This is a genomic window from Nocardioides panacisoli, assembly GCF_039537325.1.
GTDB classification, from domain to species: domain Bacteria; phylum Actinomycetota; class Actinomycetes; order Propionibacteriales; family Nocardioidaceae; genus Nocardioides; species Nocardioides panacisoli.
Genome location: NZ_BAABAH010000001.1, coordinates 374,963 through 390,876 on the forward strand (window position 1 = coordinate 374,963; position 15,914 = coordinate 390,876).

Consider the following 15,914-nt stretch of genomic DNA (forward strand, 5'->3'; position numbering starts at 1 on the left):
GGTCTCCCGGCGGCAAGACCGTCCCGCCTGATGTTCGGGTCCGGGCTGGAGATCAAGACGCCCGACGAGGTCCTCGTCATGCGCGAGGCCGGTCTGGTCGTGGGTCGCACGCTCGAGCTGCTGCGGGGCGCCGTACGGCCTGGCATCACCACCGCCGAGCTGGATCGGCTCGCCGAGGAGCACATCCGCGACTGCGGCGCGGTCCCGTCGTTCCTCGGGTACGGCGATCCGCCCTTCCCCGCCACGATCTGCACCTCGGTGGACGACGAGGTCGTGCACGGCATCCCCGGCTCGCGCGAGCTGGTCGAGGGTGACGTGGTGTCGATCGACTGCGGTGCGATCGTCGACGGCTGGCACGGCGACGCGGCGATCACGGTGCCGGTCGGCGAGATCGCCGACGACGTCGCGGAGCTGCTCCGGGTGACCGAGGAGGCGCTGTGGCGCGGCCTCGCGGCCGCCCGCCTCGGCGGTCGGGTCGGCGACATCTCGCACGCCGTCGAGAGCCACGTCCGGTCCCAGGGCGGCTACGGCATCGTCGAGGGCTACACCGGGCACGGCATCGGCAGCGAGATGCACCTGAACCCCGACGTCCCCAACTACGGCAAGCCGGGCCGGGGGCCCCGCCTCCGGCGCGGCCTCGCGCTCGCCGTCGAGCCGATGATCACTCTCGGCAGCCCGGAGACCGATCTTCTCGACGACGACTGGACGGTCGTCTCCTCCGACGGCTCCTGGGCGGCGCACTTCGAGCACACCCTCGCGCTCACCGCCGACGGCGTGTGGGTGCTCACCGCCGAGGACGGCGGCCGGGAGCGGCTCGAGGCGCTCGGCGCGGCGTACGGCGGTCCCGCTGCCTGACCGGGCGCCCGGATGACCGGCCGGGCGGCCACTCGTGCGAGAATGGACGGGTCGAGGGGAGTACTCCTTCGCCGCGGGGTCGTCATCACGACCGGGTTGTTCGCCGGTCCGGGTCCGCGGGTCGTCCGTCCGGGCGGCGGAAGAGACCTCGGGTGTACATCCGACCCCGAGCCCTGAGGACCTCCCGTGGACGTCACCACCATCGAGTGGACCCTGACCATCGCCGTCACCGTCGGCGTGCTCCTGTTCGACGTCGTCGTCATCGCCCGCGACCCCCGCGAGCCGACGCTCAAGGAGTGCGCGATCGCGCTCGTGTTCTACATCGGCGCCGCGGTGGCGTTCGGCGTGTGGACCCTCGTCCACCACGGCCACGACTACGGCGTGCAGTTCTTCGCCGGGTGGCTGACCGAGTACAGCCTCTCCGCCGACAACCTCTTCGTGTTCATCGTGCTGATGACGACGCTGAAGGTGCCGCGGCGCTACCAGCAGGAGGCGCTGCTGGTCGGGATCATCCTGGCCTTGGTGTTCCGCGGCGTGTTCATCGCGCTCGGCTACACCCTGATCGACACCTTCTCGTTCGTCTTCTACGTGTTCGGGGCCTTCCTCGTCTACACGGCGGCCAAGCTCCTCGGCGACTACGCCCGCGACGAGGACGACCACGCGGAGGAGAGCCGGATCGTGCGATTCGCGCAGCAGCGGCTGCGGACCGGGACGCGCTACGAGGGACTGCGGCTCTGGTACCACGAGAACGGCGCCCGGGTGTTCTCGCCGATCCTCATCGTGATCGTCGCGCTCGGGTTCACCGACCTGCTGTTCGCGCTGGACTCGATCCCGGCGATCTTCGGCATCACCCAGGAGCCCTACCTGGTGCTCGCCGCCAACGTGTTCGCGCTGATGGGGCTGCGCCAGCTCTACTTCCTGCTCGGCGGCCTGCTCAAGCGGCTGGTGTACCTGTCCCTCGGCCTGTCCTTCATCCTCGCGTTCATCGGCGTGAAGCTGGTGCTGCACGCGCTGCACGAGAACGAGCTGCCGTTCGTCAACGGCGGCGAGCCGGTGGACGTGCCGGAGATCTCCTCGCTGCTCAGCCTCGCGGTCATCCTCACGACGCTCGTGGTGACCACCGTCGCGAGCCTGCTGCGCACGTCGGGCATGCCCGCAGAAGTGGTCCCTTCGGACGATCTCGATGAGACCCCGGGTTCCGACTGGCGGCACTAGGGTAAAACGCCATCGACCAGACCCGAGCCGACGACGAGGAAAAGTGGACCGACTGCAGGTGCAATGGGCCGGCTCGACCCGGACGTTCGACGGTGACCGCGTCGTCATCGGCCGCGACCTCGGCTGCGACGTGCCGATCGCGGACGCGCGGGCGTCGCGGCACCACGCCATCCTCCAGCGCGAGAACGGCGCCTGGGTCGCGGTCGACTCGAGCACCAACGGCACCTTCGTCGGCGGGCAGCGGATCACCCGGCTGCCGCTCGGGCCCGCGCCGACCAGCCTCAACCTCGGTGGGCCCGACGGCGAGCCGGTCGTCGTGGCCGTCCTCCCGGCACCCTCCCGGCCCGCGCCCGCGCCCGCGTCACCGGCTGCGCAGCAGCCGGTCGCGGGGGACTGGTGGCGCAACCTGCCGCCGCCGCAGCTGCCCGCAGGAGCCAGGTCCGCGGACGCCTGGCAGCCGCAGCACGTCGTACCTCCGGGGCAGCTGGCGCACGGGCAGTCCGTGGTGCTGCCGCAGCAGGTCCAGGCCGGTCGGAGCCTGAGCATCGGCCGCGACCACAGCAACGACGTCGTCCTCGACGACCCCCTGATCAGCCGCCGGCACGCCGTGCTCGACCCGGGCACCCCGCAGACGCCGGCCGTGCTGCACGACCTCGGCAGCTTCAACGGCTCGTTCGTCGACGGCCGCCGGGTGCAGGGCAGCGCGCCGCTCCAGGTCGGGGCCGAGGTGATCTTCGGCAACCAGACCTTCCGGTGGGACGGCACGCAGCTGCTCGCCTCCGCGACCACCCACGAGTTCACGCTGTACGCCGACGGCCTGACCACCGTGCTGCCCGACGGCCGACAGCTGCTGCAGAACGCTTCTTTCCAGCTCGGACCGTCCAGCCTGACCGCCGTCATCGGGCCCTCCGGCGCCGGCAAGTCGACGATGCTCGGCGCGCTCACCGGACTTCGGCCGGCGACCCATGGCCGGGTGATCTGGCAGGGCCACGACCTCTACGCGCACTACGACCAGCTGCGGTTCCAGATCGGGCTGGTGCCGCAGCAGGACATCCAGCACCCGCAGCTGAAGGTGAAGCAGGCGCTGGGCTACGCCGCGCGGCTGCGGCTGCCTCCGGACACCACCTCTCAGGAGCGGGACGCCCGGGTGCACGCCGTCGCCCAGCAGCTGCAGCTGACCGAGCGGCTCGACAACCGGATCGGCACCCAGCTCTCCGGCGGCCAGCGCAAGCGCGTCTCGATCGCGACCGAGCTGCTGACCGCGCCGCCGCTGCTGTTCCTCGACGAGCCCACGTCCGGGCTCGACCCGGGTCTCGACCTGGAGGTGATGAAGCAGCTGCGCGGGCTCGCCGACGACGGCCGCGTCGTCATGGTCGTCACCCACTCGGTGCTGGCGCTGGACCTCTGCGACAACGTGATGGTGCTGGCGCCCGGGGGCCGCATCGCCTACTTCGGGCCGCCGGCGGGCGTGCTCGCGCACTTCGGCAGGGCCAGCTATCCCGAGGTCTTCGACCTGCTCGACGACCCCGACCTGTGGCAGCGCATCCCCGCGCCGCGGCAGTCGGTCGACACCGCGTCGATGCCCGCCGTGGCGGCGCCGGTGCCGGCCCCGCCTCGCCAGTCGCTGGGCCGGCAGCTCGGGACGCTGGTCGCACGCAACGCGGCGGTCGTCGTCGCCGACCGCCTGCTGCTCGGGATGCTCCTGCTGCTGCCGCTGATCCTCGGCGGGCTCAGCCGGCTGGTGCCCGGCAAGGCCGGGCTCTCCCTCGACGACACCCGGTTCTGTCCACCCGGGACGCAGATGGTCCCGCGCGGCTGCCTGCGCCCGGACGGTGCGGTCACCGCGCTGCTGTTCAAGCAGCAGGAGTCGACCCAGCGGCTCATCGTCCTGATCGTCGCGGCGTGCCTGATGGGGACCGCGATAGCCATCCGCGAGCTCGTGGCCGAGCGGCCGATCTTCCGGCGCGAGTACGCCGTCGGCCTGTCCCCGACCGTCTACTTCGCCAGCAAGGTCTTCGTGCTGGGCAGCGCGGCCTTCTTCCAGGGCCTGGTCGTCACCGTCATCGCGACCGTCGGGCTGCCGGGTGCGGACGGGCGGGTCGGCACCCTGCGGATCGCGATCACGATCGCCTCGCTGGCGTTCACGATGGCGGTCGCAGGTCTCGCGCTGTCCGCCCTGGTCACCAGCACCGAGCAGACGATGCCCGCGCTGGTCGGCGTGATCATGGTCGAGCTGGTGCTCTCCGGCGCGCTCTTCCAGGTCAACGGCCGGGTGCTGCTCGAGCAGGTCGCGTGGCTGTCGCCGTCGCGGTGGGCCTACGCGGCCTGCGCGTCGGCCATGGGACTGGTGCGCGGTCAGGCCGACCGGGGCGAGAAGGACTGGATCGCCCTGGCGGGACCGTCCCACTGGCTGATGGACATGTTCGTCCTCGGCGTGCTGTGCCTGCTCACGCTGGTCGTCGGGCTGCTGCTGGTGCGACGCAGCGCCACCTCCGACAAGTGACCGGCGCTCAGCCGACCGGCCAGCCGACCTCGGTGACGTGGTCGAGCAGGTCGTCGGCCGTCCCGCGCGGCAGGTAGCGCTCCCGCACCGGGCCGTCCGCCGTACGCGCCTGCTCCGCGACCCACAGGCCGACGGCGCTGTAGGCCTGGTCGAGATCGACCATCGGGCCGTCGTACTGCGTGACGGCGAGCCGTGCGGCCGGGATCTCGGTCAGCTCGACCCGGCCCCGCGGCAAGGGGCCGGGCTCGACGGGGACGAACGCGACCAGCTCACCGACCTCCTCGGTGAATGCCGGTGTCGGGAAGAGGGCGCCGTCCGGGCCCGTGCGGCGCAGCCCCGAGGAGCGCAGCGTCCGGTGCAGCTCGGCGAACGCGTCGAGCCACCAGGCCACCCAGTCCTGCGCCTGCACGGTCTCGCGCACGGCCAGCGCGGTGGTGGCGGGATCGTCGCGGTAGGTGACCTGGCCGGGACCGGGGGTGGTCAGCATCCGGCGCAGCGAGTCCACGGTCTCCTGGGTCTCGCGGAGCTGGGCGCTCATCCGGTCCAGGTGCGCGGCGACGGCGTCGTTGAGCGTGGTGCGGTCGGGTGCCGTGAGGACCGTGCGGACGCCGTCCACCGGCATGTCGAGCGCCCGCAGCCGCCGGATCAGGTGCGCGGTCGCGACCTGGTCGGTCGCGTAGTAGCGGTAGCCGCTGTGCTCGTCGACGCGGGCGGGCACCAGCAGCCCGACGTCGTGGTAGTGGCGCAGCGCCTTGACCGACAGGAAGGTCATCCGCGAGAAGTCCCCGATGCTCAGGAGGTCCGTCATGCGGCAAGCCTCCACCCTCCGGTAAGGGGAGGGTCAACGGGCTTGACCCTCCGGTTGGGGGAGACCCGAGAACGGTGTCATGACCACACGCACTCTCGATCCCACCACTGCTCCGACCCGTCGTGGCCGGACACCCGCGCTCAGCGAGTGGCTGCCGCTGGCAGTCCTCCTCGGCGGCACGTTCCTCGTCGTCCTCGACTTCTTCATCGTCAACGTCGGCCTGCCCGAGATCCAGCGCGACCTCGGCGCCGGTGACACCGCGCTGGAGTGGCTGGTGGCCGGCTACGGGCTCAGCTTCGGTGGCCTGCTGATGGCCGCCAGCCGGCTGGGGGAGCGCTGGGGCAGGCACCGGATGTACGCCGCCGGCGTGCTCGTCTTCGTGCTCGCCTCGACGGCCTGCGGACTGGCGCGCGGAGTCGAGGTGCTGGTCGTCGCCCGGATCGCCCAGGGGTTGGGCGCCGCGATGCTCGCGCCGATGGTCCTCGCGCTTCTCGGCGACGTGTACGACGGCCCGCGGCGGCTGCGGGCGCTCGCGGCGTACTCGACCGTGATGGGCGTCGCCGCCGCGTGCGGCCAGCTCGTCGGCGGCGCACTGATCGCCGCCGACCCGGCGGGCCTCGGCTGGCGCTCGATCTTCCTGGTGAACCTGCCGCTCGGGCTCGTCGTGCTGGCCGGTGCCGCGCGGGTGCTCCCCCGGAACGCGGGTGACCGCGACAGCCGGGTCGACGTCCCCGGCCTGGTGCTGGTGACCGCGGCCACCACGGCCGTGATCCTCCCGCTCCTCGAGGGGCGCCGGCTGGGCTGGCCGGAGTGGACCTGGGGCAGCCTCGCGCTGGGCGGCGTGCTCGCGCTGGTGCTGGTGCGCCGTACGCGCTCCCTCGCCCAGCGGGGCGCTGCGCCGCTGTTCCATCCGGCGGCCTTCGGCAGCGGCCTCGTGCGCCGCGGGCTCGTCGGGCAGGCGCTGCTGTTCTGCGGCATGGCGTCCTACTTCATGGTGCTCGCCCTCTACCTGCAGGTCGGCCGGGGCCTGGGCCCGCTGCCGTCGGGGCTGGTGTTCACGCCCATGGCGCTGGCCTACATGGTCGGCACCCGTCGGGCGGCCCCGCTCGTGGCGCGGTTCGGCGGCGGGGCCGTCGTCGGCGGTGCGGCCGCCTTCACGTGCGGGCACCTGCTGGTGCTGCTGGCCGTCGGCTCGATCGGCACCGGCGGCGACGTGCTGTGGCTCGTTCCGGGGCTGGTCGTGGCGGGCGCCGGCATGGGCGTGTGCCTGAGCGCCCTGGTGGGCTCGGTGATGGGCGCGGTGGAGCCGCGGCACGCCGCGACCGTCAGCGGTGCGCTCTCGACGGTCCAGCAGCTCGGCAACGCGGTCGGGGTGGCGCTCATCGGCATCGTCTACTTCGGTGCCACGGCCAGGGGCGCCGACGTCGCCTTCGAGCGGAGCCTGTGGTGGCTGGCGGCCGGCACCACGGCGCTCGCGGTGCTCGCGACCCGGCTCACCGGGAATGCCGGCCGGGTGTCCCGCCTTGACCAGGGGTGACCGATCTCGCCCTCTCCGTGCTCGACCTGGTGCCGGTGCGCACCGACCAGACGACGGGGGACGCGATCCGCGCGTCGTTGTCGCTCGCGCGGGTCGCGGACCGGCTCGGCTACCGCCGGTACTGGCTCGCGGAGCACCACAACATGCCCGCGGTGGCGGCCACGAACCCACCGGTGCTCATCGGCATGGTCGCCGCGGGCACCGAGCGGATCCGGGTCGGGTCGGGCGGCGTGATGCTGCCCAACCACGCGCCGCTGGTGGTGGCCGAGCAGTTCGCGCTGCTCGAGGCGGCGTACCCCGGCCGGATCGACCTCGGCATCGGCCGCGCGCCGGGCACCGACCCGGTCACCAGCTGGGCGCTGCGGCACGGCGCAGGCGGGGTGTCCGACGAGGCCGTCAGCCACTTCCCGGAGTACGTCGACAACGTGCTCGCGATGATGGAGCCCGACGGTGTGGGGCTCGCCCTGCGCGGCAGCACCCACGTCCTGAAGGCGACGCCGGCCGCGGGCTCGGTGCCCATGATCTGGCTGCTCGGCTCCTCGGACTACTCGGCCCGGCTCGCGGCGGAGAAGGGGATGCCCTACGTCTTCGCGCACCACTTCTCCGGCCGCGGCACCGCGGAGGCGCTGGAGCTCTACCGCAGCACCTTCAAGCCCTCGCCCGAGCTGGCCGAGCCGCGGACGTTCCTCACCGTCAACGCCGCCGTCGCCGACTCGGCGGAGGAGGCCGAGCGGCTCGCCGCGCCGCAGCTGCTCCAGATGGTCGCGCTCCGGACCGGGCAGCAGCTCACGCCGCAGCCGCTGGTCGAGGAGGCCCGGGTGCGGCTCGCCGAGGGCCTCGCGCCCGGCCACCAGCAGCTGCTCGACTCGATGCGCAGCCGCTGGGTCGTCGGGGACGCGGACCAGGCGCGTGCGGAGCTCGAGGAGCTGGCGGCGACGTACGACGTCGACGAGGTGATGGTCAACCCCGTCGGCGGAGCCGTGGCCGGCACCCCCTCCGACGCGGCACCCGCCCGGGAGAGGACCTTGGAGCTCTTGTCGATTGGGAGATCGTGAAGAGGTCTGACTAGACTGGCATGTCGGCCCAACGTGGGTCTGTGTCGTCGTGCTCGCGGCTGCCCGTCTCCAGGTGCTCCTGGGGGAGGGATTTGAGCACGTCGCCATGGCTGCACGAGGTCCACCGCGCCAGCGGAGGTTCCCGGGCCGGCCGGAAGACAGCACCCAACCAGAAGGACGGCATGGCGAAGAAAGAAGGCGTCATCGAGATGGAGGGCTCCGTCGTGGAGGCCCTTCCTAACGCGATGTTCCGCGTGGAGCTGAGCAACGGCCACAAGGTCCTTGCTCATATCAGCGGGAAGATGCGCCAGCACTACATCCGGATCCTCCCTGAGGACCGGGTCGTCGTGGAGCTTTCGCCGTACGACCTCTCTCGCGGGCGCATCGTCTACCGCTACAAGTGACCCGCCGCAACAGAAAGGGCTGACTCATGAAGGTCAACCCGAGCGTGAAGCCGATCTGTGACAAGTGCAAGGTGATCCGTCGCCACGGCCGCGTCATGGTGATCTGCGAGAACCCGCGCCACAAGCAGCGCCAGGGCTGAGCCCACCGGCTCGACCACCGACTGGTGCCCAACTGAATACACCTCAACCACGTGATCGCTTAGGTCTCGAGGCTCGACCAACGGGCTGAGACCGAACCACCTCCGGAACGGATGGCCGGAGCTGAGATCAGACATCTCAGACGCATCACGACCAGACCACCGTGAAACCCGAAGGGACCGCCATTCATGGCACGCCTCGTTGGTGTCGACCTCCCGCGTGACAAGCGCATCGAGGTCGCTCTCACCTACATCTACGGCATCGGCCGTACCCGCGCCCAGCAGCTGCTGGCCGCGACCGGGGTCAACCCGGACCTCCGCGTCCACGAGCTGGGCGACGAGGAGCTGGTCAAGCTCCGTGACGAGATCGAAGCCAACTTCAAGATCGAGGGTGACCTCCGTCGCGAGGTCCAGGCCGACATCCGTCGCAAGATCGAGATCGGCAGCTACCAGGGTCGCCGTCACCGCATGGGCCTTCCGGTCCGCGGTCAGCGCACCAAGACCAACGCTCGTACCCGCAAGGGCCCGAAGCGCACGGTTGCCGGCAAGAAGAAGGCCAAGTGATCTGACCGGTGATTGAGGAGGTCGCGCAGCGACCGTCCCGAAATCCGATCTCACTGACCTCCGACCAGCTTTACTCAAGGAGATAACGCATGCCTCCCAAGGCTCGCGCAGGCGCCGCGAAGAAGGTGCGCCGCAAGGAGAAGAAGAACGTCGCTCAGGGCGAGGCCCACATCAAGAGCACGTTCAACAACACGATCGTCACGATCACCGACCCGACCGGTGCGGTGATCTCGTGGGCGTCCGCCGGCACCGTCGGCTTCAAGGGCTCCCGCAAGTCCACCCCGTACGCCGCGCAGATGGCCGCCGAGGCCGCGGGGCGCCGGGCGATGGAGCACGGCATGAAGAAGATCGACGTCTTCGTCAAGGGCCCGGGCTCGGGTCGCGAGACGGCGATCCGGTCCCTGGGTGCGATCGGCCTCGAGGTCGGCACCATCCAGGACGTCACCCCCACCCCGCACAACGGTTGCCGCCCGCCCAAGCGCCGGCGCGTCTGACCCGAGACTGAGAAAGAGAGCGTAGGAACATGGCCCGCTACACCGGCCCCATGACCAAGAAGTCGCGCCGTCTCGGTGTCGACCTCATCGGCGGCGACGCCGCCTTCGAGAAGCGCCCCTACCCGCCGGGCCAGCACGGCCGCGCGCGGATCAAGGAGAGCGAGTACCGCAACCAGCTGCAGGAGAAGCAGAAGGCCCGCTTCACCTACGGCGTGCTCGAGAAGCAGTTCCACCGTTACTACGAGGAGGCCGCTCGTCGCCAGGGCAAGACCGGTGACAACCTCCTCCAGCTGCTGGAGTGCCGCCTCGACAACGTCGTCTACCGCGCCGGCTTCGCCCGGACCCGCCGGCACGCTCGCCAGCTCGTGGCCCACGGTCACTTCCTGGTGAACGGCCACAAGGTCGACATCCCGTCGTTCCAGGTGTCGCAGTACGACATCATCGACGTCCGGGAGAAGTCGCTCGAGATGACGCCGTTCATCGTCGCCCGTGAGACTCACGGCGAGCGGATCGTGCCGGCCTGGCTCGAGGCCCTGCCGTCGCGGATGCGGATCCTGGTGCACCAGCTGCCGGTGCGCGAGCAGATCGACATCCCGGTCCAGGAGCAGCTGATCGTGGAGTACTACTCCAAGAAGTAGTTCGCCGTCCCTCTCCCCACCAGCACCACGTCTGGGCCCTCATATAGCGGTCGGCCCGGAAAGGAAAGAACACAGTGCTCATCGCACAGCGCCCCGCCCTTTCGGAGGACTCGGTCGACCAGTTCCGGTCGAGGTTCGTCATCGAGCCGCTGGAGCCGGGTTTCGGCTACACGCTCGGCAACTCGCTCCGCCGTACCCTCCTGTCGTCGATCCCCGGTGCCTCGGTCACGAGCATCAAGATCGACAGCGTCCTGCACGAGTTCTCGACCGTCGAGGGCGTGAAGGAGGACGTCACCGAGATCATCTTGAACCTCAAGGGTCTCGTGGTCTCCTCCGAGCACGACGAGCCGGTCACCATGTACCTGCGCAAGTCGGGTGCCGGTGACGTGACGGCCGCCGACATCGCGCCCCCGGCCGGTGTCGAGGTCCACAACCCCGACCTGAAGATCGCGACCCTGTCCGACAACGGCAAGCTCGAGATGGAGCTCGTCGTCGAGCGCGGCCGCGGCTACGTCTCGGCCGTGCAGAACAAGGGTGCCGACAACGAGATCGGCCGGATCCCGGTCGACTCGATCTACAGCCCGGTCCTCAAGGTGACCTACAAGGTCGAGGCCACCCGTGTCGAGCAGCGCACCGACTTCGACAAGCTGATCATCGACGTCGAGACCAAGCCGTCGATCCTGCCGCGCGACGCCATCGCGTCGGCCGGCAAGACGCTGGTCGAGCTGTTCGGCCTGGCCCGCGAGCTCAACGTCGAGGCCGAGGGCATCGACATCGGCCCGTCGCCCGTCGACGAGCAGCTCGCTGCCGACCTCGCCCTTCCGGTCGAGGACCTGCAGCTCACGGTGCGGTCCTACAACTGCCTCAAGCGCGAGGGCATCCACACCGTGGGTGAGCTCATCAGCCGCTCGGAGCAGGACCTGCTCGACATCCGCAACTTCGGTGCGAAGTCGATCGACGAGGTCAAGGCCAAGCTGCACGAGATGGGTCTGTCCCTCAAGGACAGCGCGCCCGGCTTCGACCCGCACGCGGCCCTGGCGGCGTACGGCGACGACGAGGGCGACGAGACCACCTACCTCGAGACCGACGAGTTCTGATCGATTCCGGGACCACCCGGAAGCCACTACCCCGGTACCTAGCACGGCCGGGGAGAAACGAGAGAAGCAATGCCCAAGCCCAAGAAGGGTCCCCGCCTCGGCGGTAGCCCGGCCCACCAGCGGCTGATCCTCCGCAACCTGGCGACCCAGCTGTTCGAGCACGGTCGGATCACCACGACCGAGGCCAAGGCCCGCACCCTGCGGCCCTACGCCGAGAAGCTGATCACCAAGGCGAAGAAGGCCCACCTGGGTGAGAACCCGCTGCACCAGCGCCGCGAGGTCCTCAAGGCGATCACCGACAAGGGCGTGGTCCACCACCTCTTCACCGAGATCGCGCCGACCTTCTCCGAGCGTCCGGGCGGCTACACCCGGATCACGAAGATCGGTCCGCGCCACGGCGACAACGCGCCGATGGCCGTGATCGAGATCGTGAGCGAGGCCTACAAGCCGGCGGCGGCCAAGCCGAAGGCGAAGAAGGCCGCCGACCAGCCCGCCACGCCGGCTCCGACCGCCGTCGAGGAGCCGCCGACCGAGCTCGCCGAGGAGGCGTCGCCGGAGGGCAGCGTCGTGGCGGACGAGGCTCCGGAGGTCGAGGCCACCGAGCCCGAGGTCGAGGCCACCGAGCCCGAGGTCGAGGCCACCGAGCCCGAGGTCGAGGAGACCGCCGCGGAGCCGGAGTCCGACAAGGACTCCGACGCCTGAATCATCGCCGAGTCGGCAGAAACTTGGGCCCCGCGCCCACAAGTTTCTGCCGACTCGGCGCGTTTTTCTCCAAGTTCCTGCCGACTCGGCGAATTCGGGCGGGGACGACGCGACCGTAGACTCGAGGGCATGAGCAGCAGCACCACCGACCTGGGCACGCCCCGCTTCCTGTCCGCGGAGGACGCGGAGCGGCAGGTGCTGCTCGCGGACCCGCGCGGCTACTGCGCCGGTGTGGACCGCGCGGTGGTGACCGTCGAGCAGGCGCTCGACCTCTACGGCGCCCCCGTCTACGTCCGCAAGCAGATCGTGCACAACAAGCACGTCGTGTCGAACCTCGAGAAGCGCGGCGCGGTCTTCGTCGAGGAGCTCGACGAGGTCCCCGAGGGCCAGACCGTGGTCTTCTCCGCGCACGGGGTCTCCCCGGCCGTGCACGCGCAGGCGGCCGAGCGCGGCCTGAAGACCATCGACGCCACCTGCCCGCTGGTCACCAAGGTCCACCACGAGGCCCGGCGGTTCGACCGCGAGGGCTACACGATCCTGCTGATCGGCCACGCCGGCCACGAGGAGGTCGAGGGCACGGCGGGGGAGGCCCCCGAGAAGACCGTGCTCGTCGAGCACCCCGACGACGTCGACGGCCTGGAGCTCCCCGCCGATGCCAAGCTCGCGTGGCTCTCGCAGACCACGCTCAGCGTGGACGAGACGATGGAGACCGTACGGCGACTCCGCGCGAAGTTCCCGCAGCTGGAGGACCCGCCGAGCGACGACATCTGCTACGCCACCCAGAACCGGCAGGTGGCGGTCAAGGAGATCGGCGCCGACGCCGACCTGGTGATCGTCGTGGGGTCCGGCAACTCCTCCAACTCGGTCCGCCTGGTCGAGGTCGCGCTCGAGGCGGGCGCCAAGGCGGCCTACCGCGTGGACGACGCCTCCGAGATCGACGAGGCGTGGCTCGAGGGCGTCGACAAGGTCAGCGTCACCTCGGGCGCCTCGGTGCCCGACGACCTGGTCCAGGGCGTGCTCGGCTACCTCGCCGAGCACGGCTACCCCGACGGCCGTGCGGTGCTCACGGCCGAGGAGTCGCTCACCTTCGCCCTGCCGAAGGAGCTGCGCCGCGACCTCAAGGCCGCGGGCCGGATCTGATCCCGCTGCGATGGCGCGCTTCCTCGACGTACACCCGGACAACCCGCAGCCGCGGCTGCTGCAGCAGGTGGTCGACGCGCTGCACGACGACGCGCTGATCGCCTACCCGACGGACTCCGGCTACGCGCTCGGCTGCCGGATCGGCAATCGCGACGGCCGCGACCGGATCCTGCGGATCCGCGGTCTGGACGACCGGCACCACTTCACGCTGGTGTGCCGGGACTTCTCCCAGCTGGGCCAGCTCGTGCACGTCGACAACGCGGCGTTCCGTGCGATCCGCGCGGCGACGCCGGGGCCCTTCACGTTCATCCTGCCCGCGATGCCGGAGGTGCCGCGCCGGCTGATGCACCCGAAGAAGCGCACGGTGGGCGTCCGCATCCCCGACCACGTCCTCGTCCGCGAGCTGCTGGACCTGCTCGGGGAGCCACTGCTGTCGAGCTCCCTGATCCTGCCGGGCGAGACCGAGCCGCGGACCATGGGCTGGGAGATCAAGGAGGACCTCGACCACGACGTGGACGTCGTCATCGAGGCCGGTGAGACGCCGGCCGAGCCGACGACGGTCATCGACTGGTCCGAGGGCTATCCCGAGGTCGTGCGGAAGGGTGCCGGCGACCCGCACCTGGTCGGCGCCGACTGATTATCGACCCGTCGGTCTAGACCGGGGTTTTGCCGGCTCCCGGGCGCGGTATGTGATGGCAGCCCCGTGCACCCGCCGGGCGCCAACTACCCGTCAGGAGAGCGGATGCTTCCCACAGTCAAGATCTGCGCGGCCAGCCTCGTCGCCGCCGGAACCGTGATCGCCGGTGCCACCATCCCCGCCCACGCGGCCGGATCCGTGGAGAGCACCGTCACGGTCACGGGGTTCGACGGTTCCGACGTCGACCACGTCAAGTTCTTCGGCAAGGTGAAGTCCGACAAGGCGATCTGCGAGGCGGGTCGCCACGTGGTCCTCCGCCAGACGGACGACGGCGTCCGTGCCGGTGCGGACACCACCAATGCCAACGGCAGGTGGTCGATCGTCTTCGACGGCAACAAGATCAACCCCGGCCACTTCAAGGCGATCGTGGACCGGAAGGTCGTCAAGAAGGGCGGCCACCGGATTGTCTGCGCCGCCGACACCGTCAAGTACGACGGCGCCGTCCCCCAGGGCTGACCGCGGCCTCAGCGCTGTGCGTCGGCGACCCGCCGACGCACAGCGAGCAGGCCCAGGCAGAGGAAGTAACCGGTCACCAGCGCCACGCCGTGGCGCGAGAGCCCGGACACCGTCGCCTGGACCACGCCGTCGTGGGGGCTGGCCACCGCCTCGGGCTCGGCGATCGCAAGCAGCAGCACCGTCGTGAGCATCGCCAGCGGCGGCAGCACCCCGACCACGAAGAAGTCGGAGGGCCGTACGGCGAGCGCCGCGCCCACGCACAGGGTGACGAAGGCCAGGTCGAAGAACAGGCCGAGCGGGTGCGAGAGCAGCACGTCGACGACCATCGCGGTGAGCAGCAGCGCGACGAGCAGAGCCGCGACCTCGTTCCCGGGCTCGCGGCCCTCCTCCCAGATGGTCGGCGCATGATTCATCGCAGCTCCACGCTAGGCGCGCCACCGGCCTTCGTGGGCGCGGCACGCCGTACGCAGAGTGGTCAGGCGCCGAGCCTGAGCCCGGTCGCCGTGTCGAAGACGTGCACCGCGCCCGGTCGGACGGCGACGTGGACGATGCCGTCGGCGGGCACGGCGTCGCGCCGGGGCAGCCGTACGACGACCGGCACGGCCGTGCCGTCGAGCCCGGCCTCGCCGTAGGCGAAGCTGTCCGAGCCGAGCTCCTCGACCAGGTCGACCCGTACGGCGAGCCCGTCGCCGGCGCCGACCAGCTCCCACCCCTCGGGCCGTACGCCGACCGTGACCAGCGCCGGCAGGGGCTGCTGGCCCACGACGGCGCCGAGCGGGACGTCCTGTCCGCCGAGCCGGACGGACCCGCCGTCGCTCGGCATCGCGAACAGGTTCATCGGGGGCGAGCCGATGAAGCCCGCGACGAACAGGTTGGCCGGGCGGTCGTAGAGCGCCAGCGGCGTGTCGACCTGCTGGATCTCGCCCTCGTCCATGACCGCGACCCGGTCGCCCATGGTCATGGCCTCGACCTGGTCGTGGGTGACGTAGACCGTGGTGACGCCGAGCGAGCGCTGCAGCCGGGCGATCTCGCCGCGGGTGCGCACCCGCATCTTCGCGTCGAGGTTGGAGAGCGGCTCGTCCATGCAGAACACCTGCGGCTGGCGCACGATCGCCCGCGCCATCGCCACCCGCTGCCGCTGACCGCCCGAGAGCGCCTTCGGCCGGCGGTCGAGGTACTCGGTCAGGCCGAGCATCTCGGCAGCGGCAGCGACGCGCTGCTCGCGCTCGGGTCGAGGGACCTTGGCCATCCGCAGCGCGAAGCCGATGTTGTCGCGCACCGACTTGTGGGGGTAGAGCGCATAGCTCTGGAAGACCATCGCGATGTCGCGGTCCTTCGGTGGGAGCTCGGTGACGTCCCGCGGGCCGATGAGGATCCGGCCGTCGTCGACCTGCTCGAGGCCGGCGAGCATCCGCAGCGTCGTCGACTTGCCGCACCCGGACGGCCCGACGAGCACGAGGAGCTCCCCGTCGCGGACCTCCAGCTCGATGCCGGGGACGGCCGGGCGGTCGGCGCCGGCGTACCACCGCTGGGCCCGGTCGAGGGTGATGGTGGCCATCGCGTTCTCCTTGCCTGAGCGGGGTCGACGTGACCCAGATCTCTCCGAACGCTT

At 70.8% G+C, this 15,914-nt stretch carries 18 protein-coding genes; 15 read left to right on the forward strand and 3 right to left on the reverse strand.

Translation table 11 applies throughout. The features are described from left to right. The first annotated feature begins 30 nt into the window (after positions 1-30). From map to ABD709_RS01960, 3 genes are all read left to right on the forward strand, one after another. A complete protein-coding gene (gene map, locus ABD709_RS01950; RefSeq protein WP_344772104.1) occupies positions 31-855 on the forward strand; it encodes a type I methionyl aminopeptidase in 825 nt (274 codons plus the stop codon). Positions 856-1,041: 186 nt separating this feature from the next. Then, positions 1,042-2,070, forward strand: a complete 1,029-nt coding sequence (locus ABD709_RS01955; protein ID WP_344772105.1) for a TerC family protein — start codon at positions 1,042-1,044, stop codon at positions 2,068-2,070. A 43-nt stretch (positions 2,071-2,113) separates the two neighbouring features. Then, positions 2,114-4,573, forward strand: coding sequence for an FHA domain-containing protein (locus tag ABD709_RS01960; RefSeq protein WP_344772106.1), 2,460 nt, complete (start codon positions 2,114-2,116; stop codon positions 4,571-4,573). 7 nt (positions 4,574-4,580) lie between these two features. Here the strand turns inward: ABD709_RS01960 and ABD709_RS01965 are convergent, their stop codons facing one another. Beyond that, a complete protein-coding gene (locus ABD709_RS01965; RefSeq protein ID WP_344772107.1) occupies positions 4,581-5,381 on the reverse strand; it encodes a MerR family transcriptional regulator in 801 nt (266 codons plus the stop codon). 79 nt (positions 5,382-5,460) lie between these two features. Between ABD709_RS01965 and ABD709_RS01970 the strand changes: the two genes are divergently transcribed. The 12 genes from ABD709_RS01970 to ABD709_RS02025 all read left to right on the forward strand — a co-directional run bounded on the left by ABD709_RS01970 (position 5,461) and on the right by ABD709_RS02025 (position 14,302). Beyond that, entirely contained in the window at positions 5,461-6,918 is a 1,458-nt protein-coding gene (locus ABD709_RS01970) for an MFS transporter (RefSeq protein WP_344772108.1), read from the forward strand. Continuing rightward, the gene (locus tag ABD709_RS01975) at positions 6,915-7,973 is read left to right on the forward strand and encodes an LLM class flavin-dependent oxidoreductase (RefSeq protein WP_344772109.1); all 1,059 of its coding nucleotides are present in this window, start codon (positions 6,915-6,917) and stop codon (positions 7,971-7,973) included. Before ABD709_RS01970 ends, ABD709_RS01975 begins: the two co-directional genes overlap by 4 nt. A 182-nt stretch (positions 7,974-8,155) precedes the next feature. Continuing rightward, positions 8,156-8,377, forward strand: coding sequence for a translation initiation factor IF-1 (gene infA / locus ABD709_RS01980; RefSeq protein ID WP_028656368.1), 222 nt, complete (start codon positions 8,156-8,158; stop codon positions 8,375-8,377). Between the two features lie 26 nt (positions 8,378-8,403). Next, on the forward strand, positions 8,404-8,517 hold the full coding sequence (gene rpmJ, locus ABD709_RS01985) for a 50S ribosomal protein L36 (protein ID WP_004008316.1): 114 nt from the start codon (positions 8,404-8,406) through the stop codon (positions 8,515-8,517). Between the two features lie 186 nt (positions 8,518-8,703). Next, the gene (gene rpsM, locus ABD709_RS01990) at positions 8,704-9,078 is read left to right on the forward strand and encodes a 30S ribosomal protein S13 (RefSeq protein ID WP_344772110.1); all 375 of its coding nucleotides are present in this window, start codon (positions 8,704-8,706) and stop codon (positions 9,076-9,078) included. An 89-nt stretch (positions 9,079-9,167) separates the two neighbouring features. Then, on the forward strand, positions 9,168-9,572 hold the full coding sequence (rpsK, locus tag ABD709_RS01995) for a 30S ribosomal protein S11 (RefSeq protein ID WP_344772111.1): 405 nt from the start codon (positions 9,168-9,170) through the stop codon (positions 9,570-9,572). A gap of 29 nt (positions 9,573-9,601) precedes the next feature. Further along, positions 9,602-10,210, forward strand: a complete 609-nt coding sequence (gene rpsD, locus ABD709_RS02000; RefSeq protein ID WP_344772112.1) for a 30S ribosomal protein S4 — start codon at positions 9,602-9,604, stop codon at positions 10,208-10,210. Positions 10,211-10,284: 74 nt separating this feature from the next. Further along, positions 10,285-11,307, forward strand: a complete 1,023-nt coding sequence (locus tag ABD709_RS02005) for a DNA-directed RNA polymerase subunit alpha (protein WP_344772113.1) — start codon at positions 10,285-10,287, stop codon at positions 11,305-11,307. Between the two features lie 69 nt (positions 11,308-11,376). Beyond that, positions 11,377-12,009, forward strand: coding sequence for a 50S ribosomal protein L17 (rplQ, locus tag ABD709_RS02010; RefSeq protein ID WP_344772114.1), 633 nt, complete (start codon positions 11,377-11,379; stop codon positions 12,007-12,009). Positions 12,010-12,138: 129 nt separating this feature from the next. Next, positions 12,139-13,149, forward strand: a complete 1,011-nt coding sequence (locus tag ABD709_RS02015; protein WP_344772115.1) for a 4-hydroxy-3-methylbut-2-enyl diphosphate reductase — start codon at positions 12,139-12,141, stop codon at positions 13,147-13,149. A gap of 10 nt (positions 13,150-13,159) precedes the next feature. Beyond that, positions 13,160-13,786 (forward strand): L-threonylcarbamoyladenylate synthase, encoded by a 627-nt coding sequence (locus ABD709_RS02020; protein ID WP_344772116.1) that lies wholly within the window; start codon positions 13,160-13,162, stop codon positions 13,784-13,786. Between the two features lie 105 nt (positions 13,787-13,891). Continuing rightward, entirely contained in the window at positions 13,892-14,302 is a 411-nt protein-coding gene (locus ABD709_RS02025) for a hypothetical protein (RefSeq protein WP_344772117.1), read from the forward strand. An 8-nt stretch (positions 14,303-14,310) separates the two neighbouring features. On the opposite strand, the gene ABD709_RS02030 is transcribed toward ABD709_RS02025, so the two are convergent. Both ABD709_RS02030 and ABD709_RS02035 read right to left on the reverse strand, forming a co-directional pair. Further along, positions 14,311-14,715, reverse strand: a complete 405-nt coding sequence (locus ABD709_RS02030; protein WP_344772118.1) for a DUF6542 domain-containing protein — start codon at positions 14,713-14,715, stop codon at positions 14,311-14,313. Between the two features lie 62 nt (positions 14,716-14,777). Beyond that, a complete protein-coding gene (locus ABD709_RS02035; RefSeq protein WP_344772119.1) occupies positions 14,778-15,860 on the reverse strand; it encodes an ABC transporter ATP-binding protein in 1,083 nt (360 codons plus the stop codon). Positions 15,861-15,914 lie beyond the last annotated feature (54 nt).

Excerpts from the sequence above, each read along its gene's own strand:
- map (WP_344772104.1), top strand. The coding sequence starts at position 31 with ATGTTCGGGTCCGGGCTGGAGATCAAGACGCCCGACGAGGTCCTCGTC.
- ABD709_RS01965 (WP_344772107.1), bottom strand. The coding sequence starts at position 5,381 with ATGACGGACCTCCTGAGCATCGGGGACTTCTCGCGGATGACCTTCCTG.
- ABD709_RS01970 (WP_344772108.1), top strand. The coding sequence starts at position 5,461 with ATGACCACACGCACTCTCGATCCCACCACTGCTCCGACCCGTCGTGGC.
- infA (WP_028656368.1), top strand. The coding sequence starts at position 8,156 with ATGGCGAAGAAAGAAGGCGTCATCGAGATGGAGGGCTCCGTCGTGGAG.
- rpmJ (WP_004008316.1), top strand. The coding sequence starts at position 8,404 with ATGAAGGTCAACCCGAGCGTGAAGCCGATCTGTGACAAGTGCAAGGTG.
- rpsM (WP_344772110.1), top strand. The coding sequence starts at position 8,704 with ATGGCACGCCTCGTTGGTGTCGACCTCCCGCGTGACAAGCGCATCGAG.
- rpsK (WP_344772111.1), top strand. The coding sequence starts at position 9,168 with ATGCCTCCCAAGGCTCGCGCAGGCGCCGCGAAGAAGGTGCGCCGCAAG.
- rpsD (WP_344772112.1), top strand. The coding sequence starts at position 9,602 with ATGGCCCGCTACACCGGCCCCATGACCAAGAAGTCGCGCCGTCTCGGT.
- rplQ (WP_344772114.1), top strand. The coding sequence starts at position 11,377 with ATGCCCAAGCCCAAGAAGGGTCCCCGCCTCGGCGGTAGCCCGGCCCAC.
- ABD709_RS02015 (WP_344772115.1), top strand. The coding sequence starts at position 12,139 with ATGAGCAGCAGCACCACCGACCTGGGCACGCCCCGCTTCCTGTCCGCG.
- ABD709_RS02020 (WP_344772116.1), top strand. The coding sequence starts at position 13,160 with ATGGCGCGCTTCCTCGACGTACACCCGGACAACCCGCAGCCGCGGCTG.
- ABD709_RS02025 (WP_344772117.1), top strand. The coding sequence starts at position 13,892 with ATGCTTCCCACAGTCAAGATCTGCGCGGCCAGCCTCGTCGCCGCCGGA.
- ABD709_RS02030 (WP_344772118.1), bottom strand. The coding sequence starts at position 14,715 with ATGAATCATGCGCCGACCATCTGGGAGGAGGGCCGCGAGCCCGGGAAC.
- ABD709_RS02035 (WP_344772119.1), bottom strand. The coding sequence starts at position 15,860 with ATGGCCACCATCACCCTCGACCGGGCCCAGCGGTGGTACGCCGGCGCC.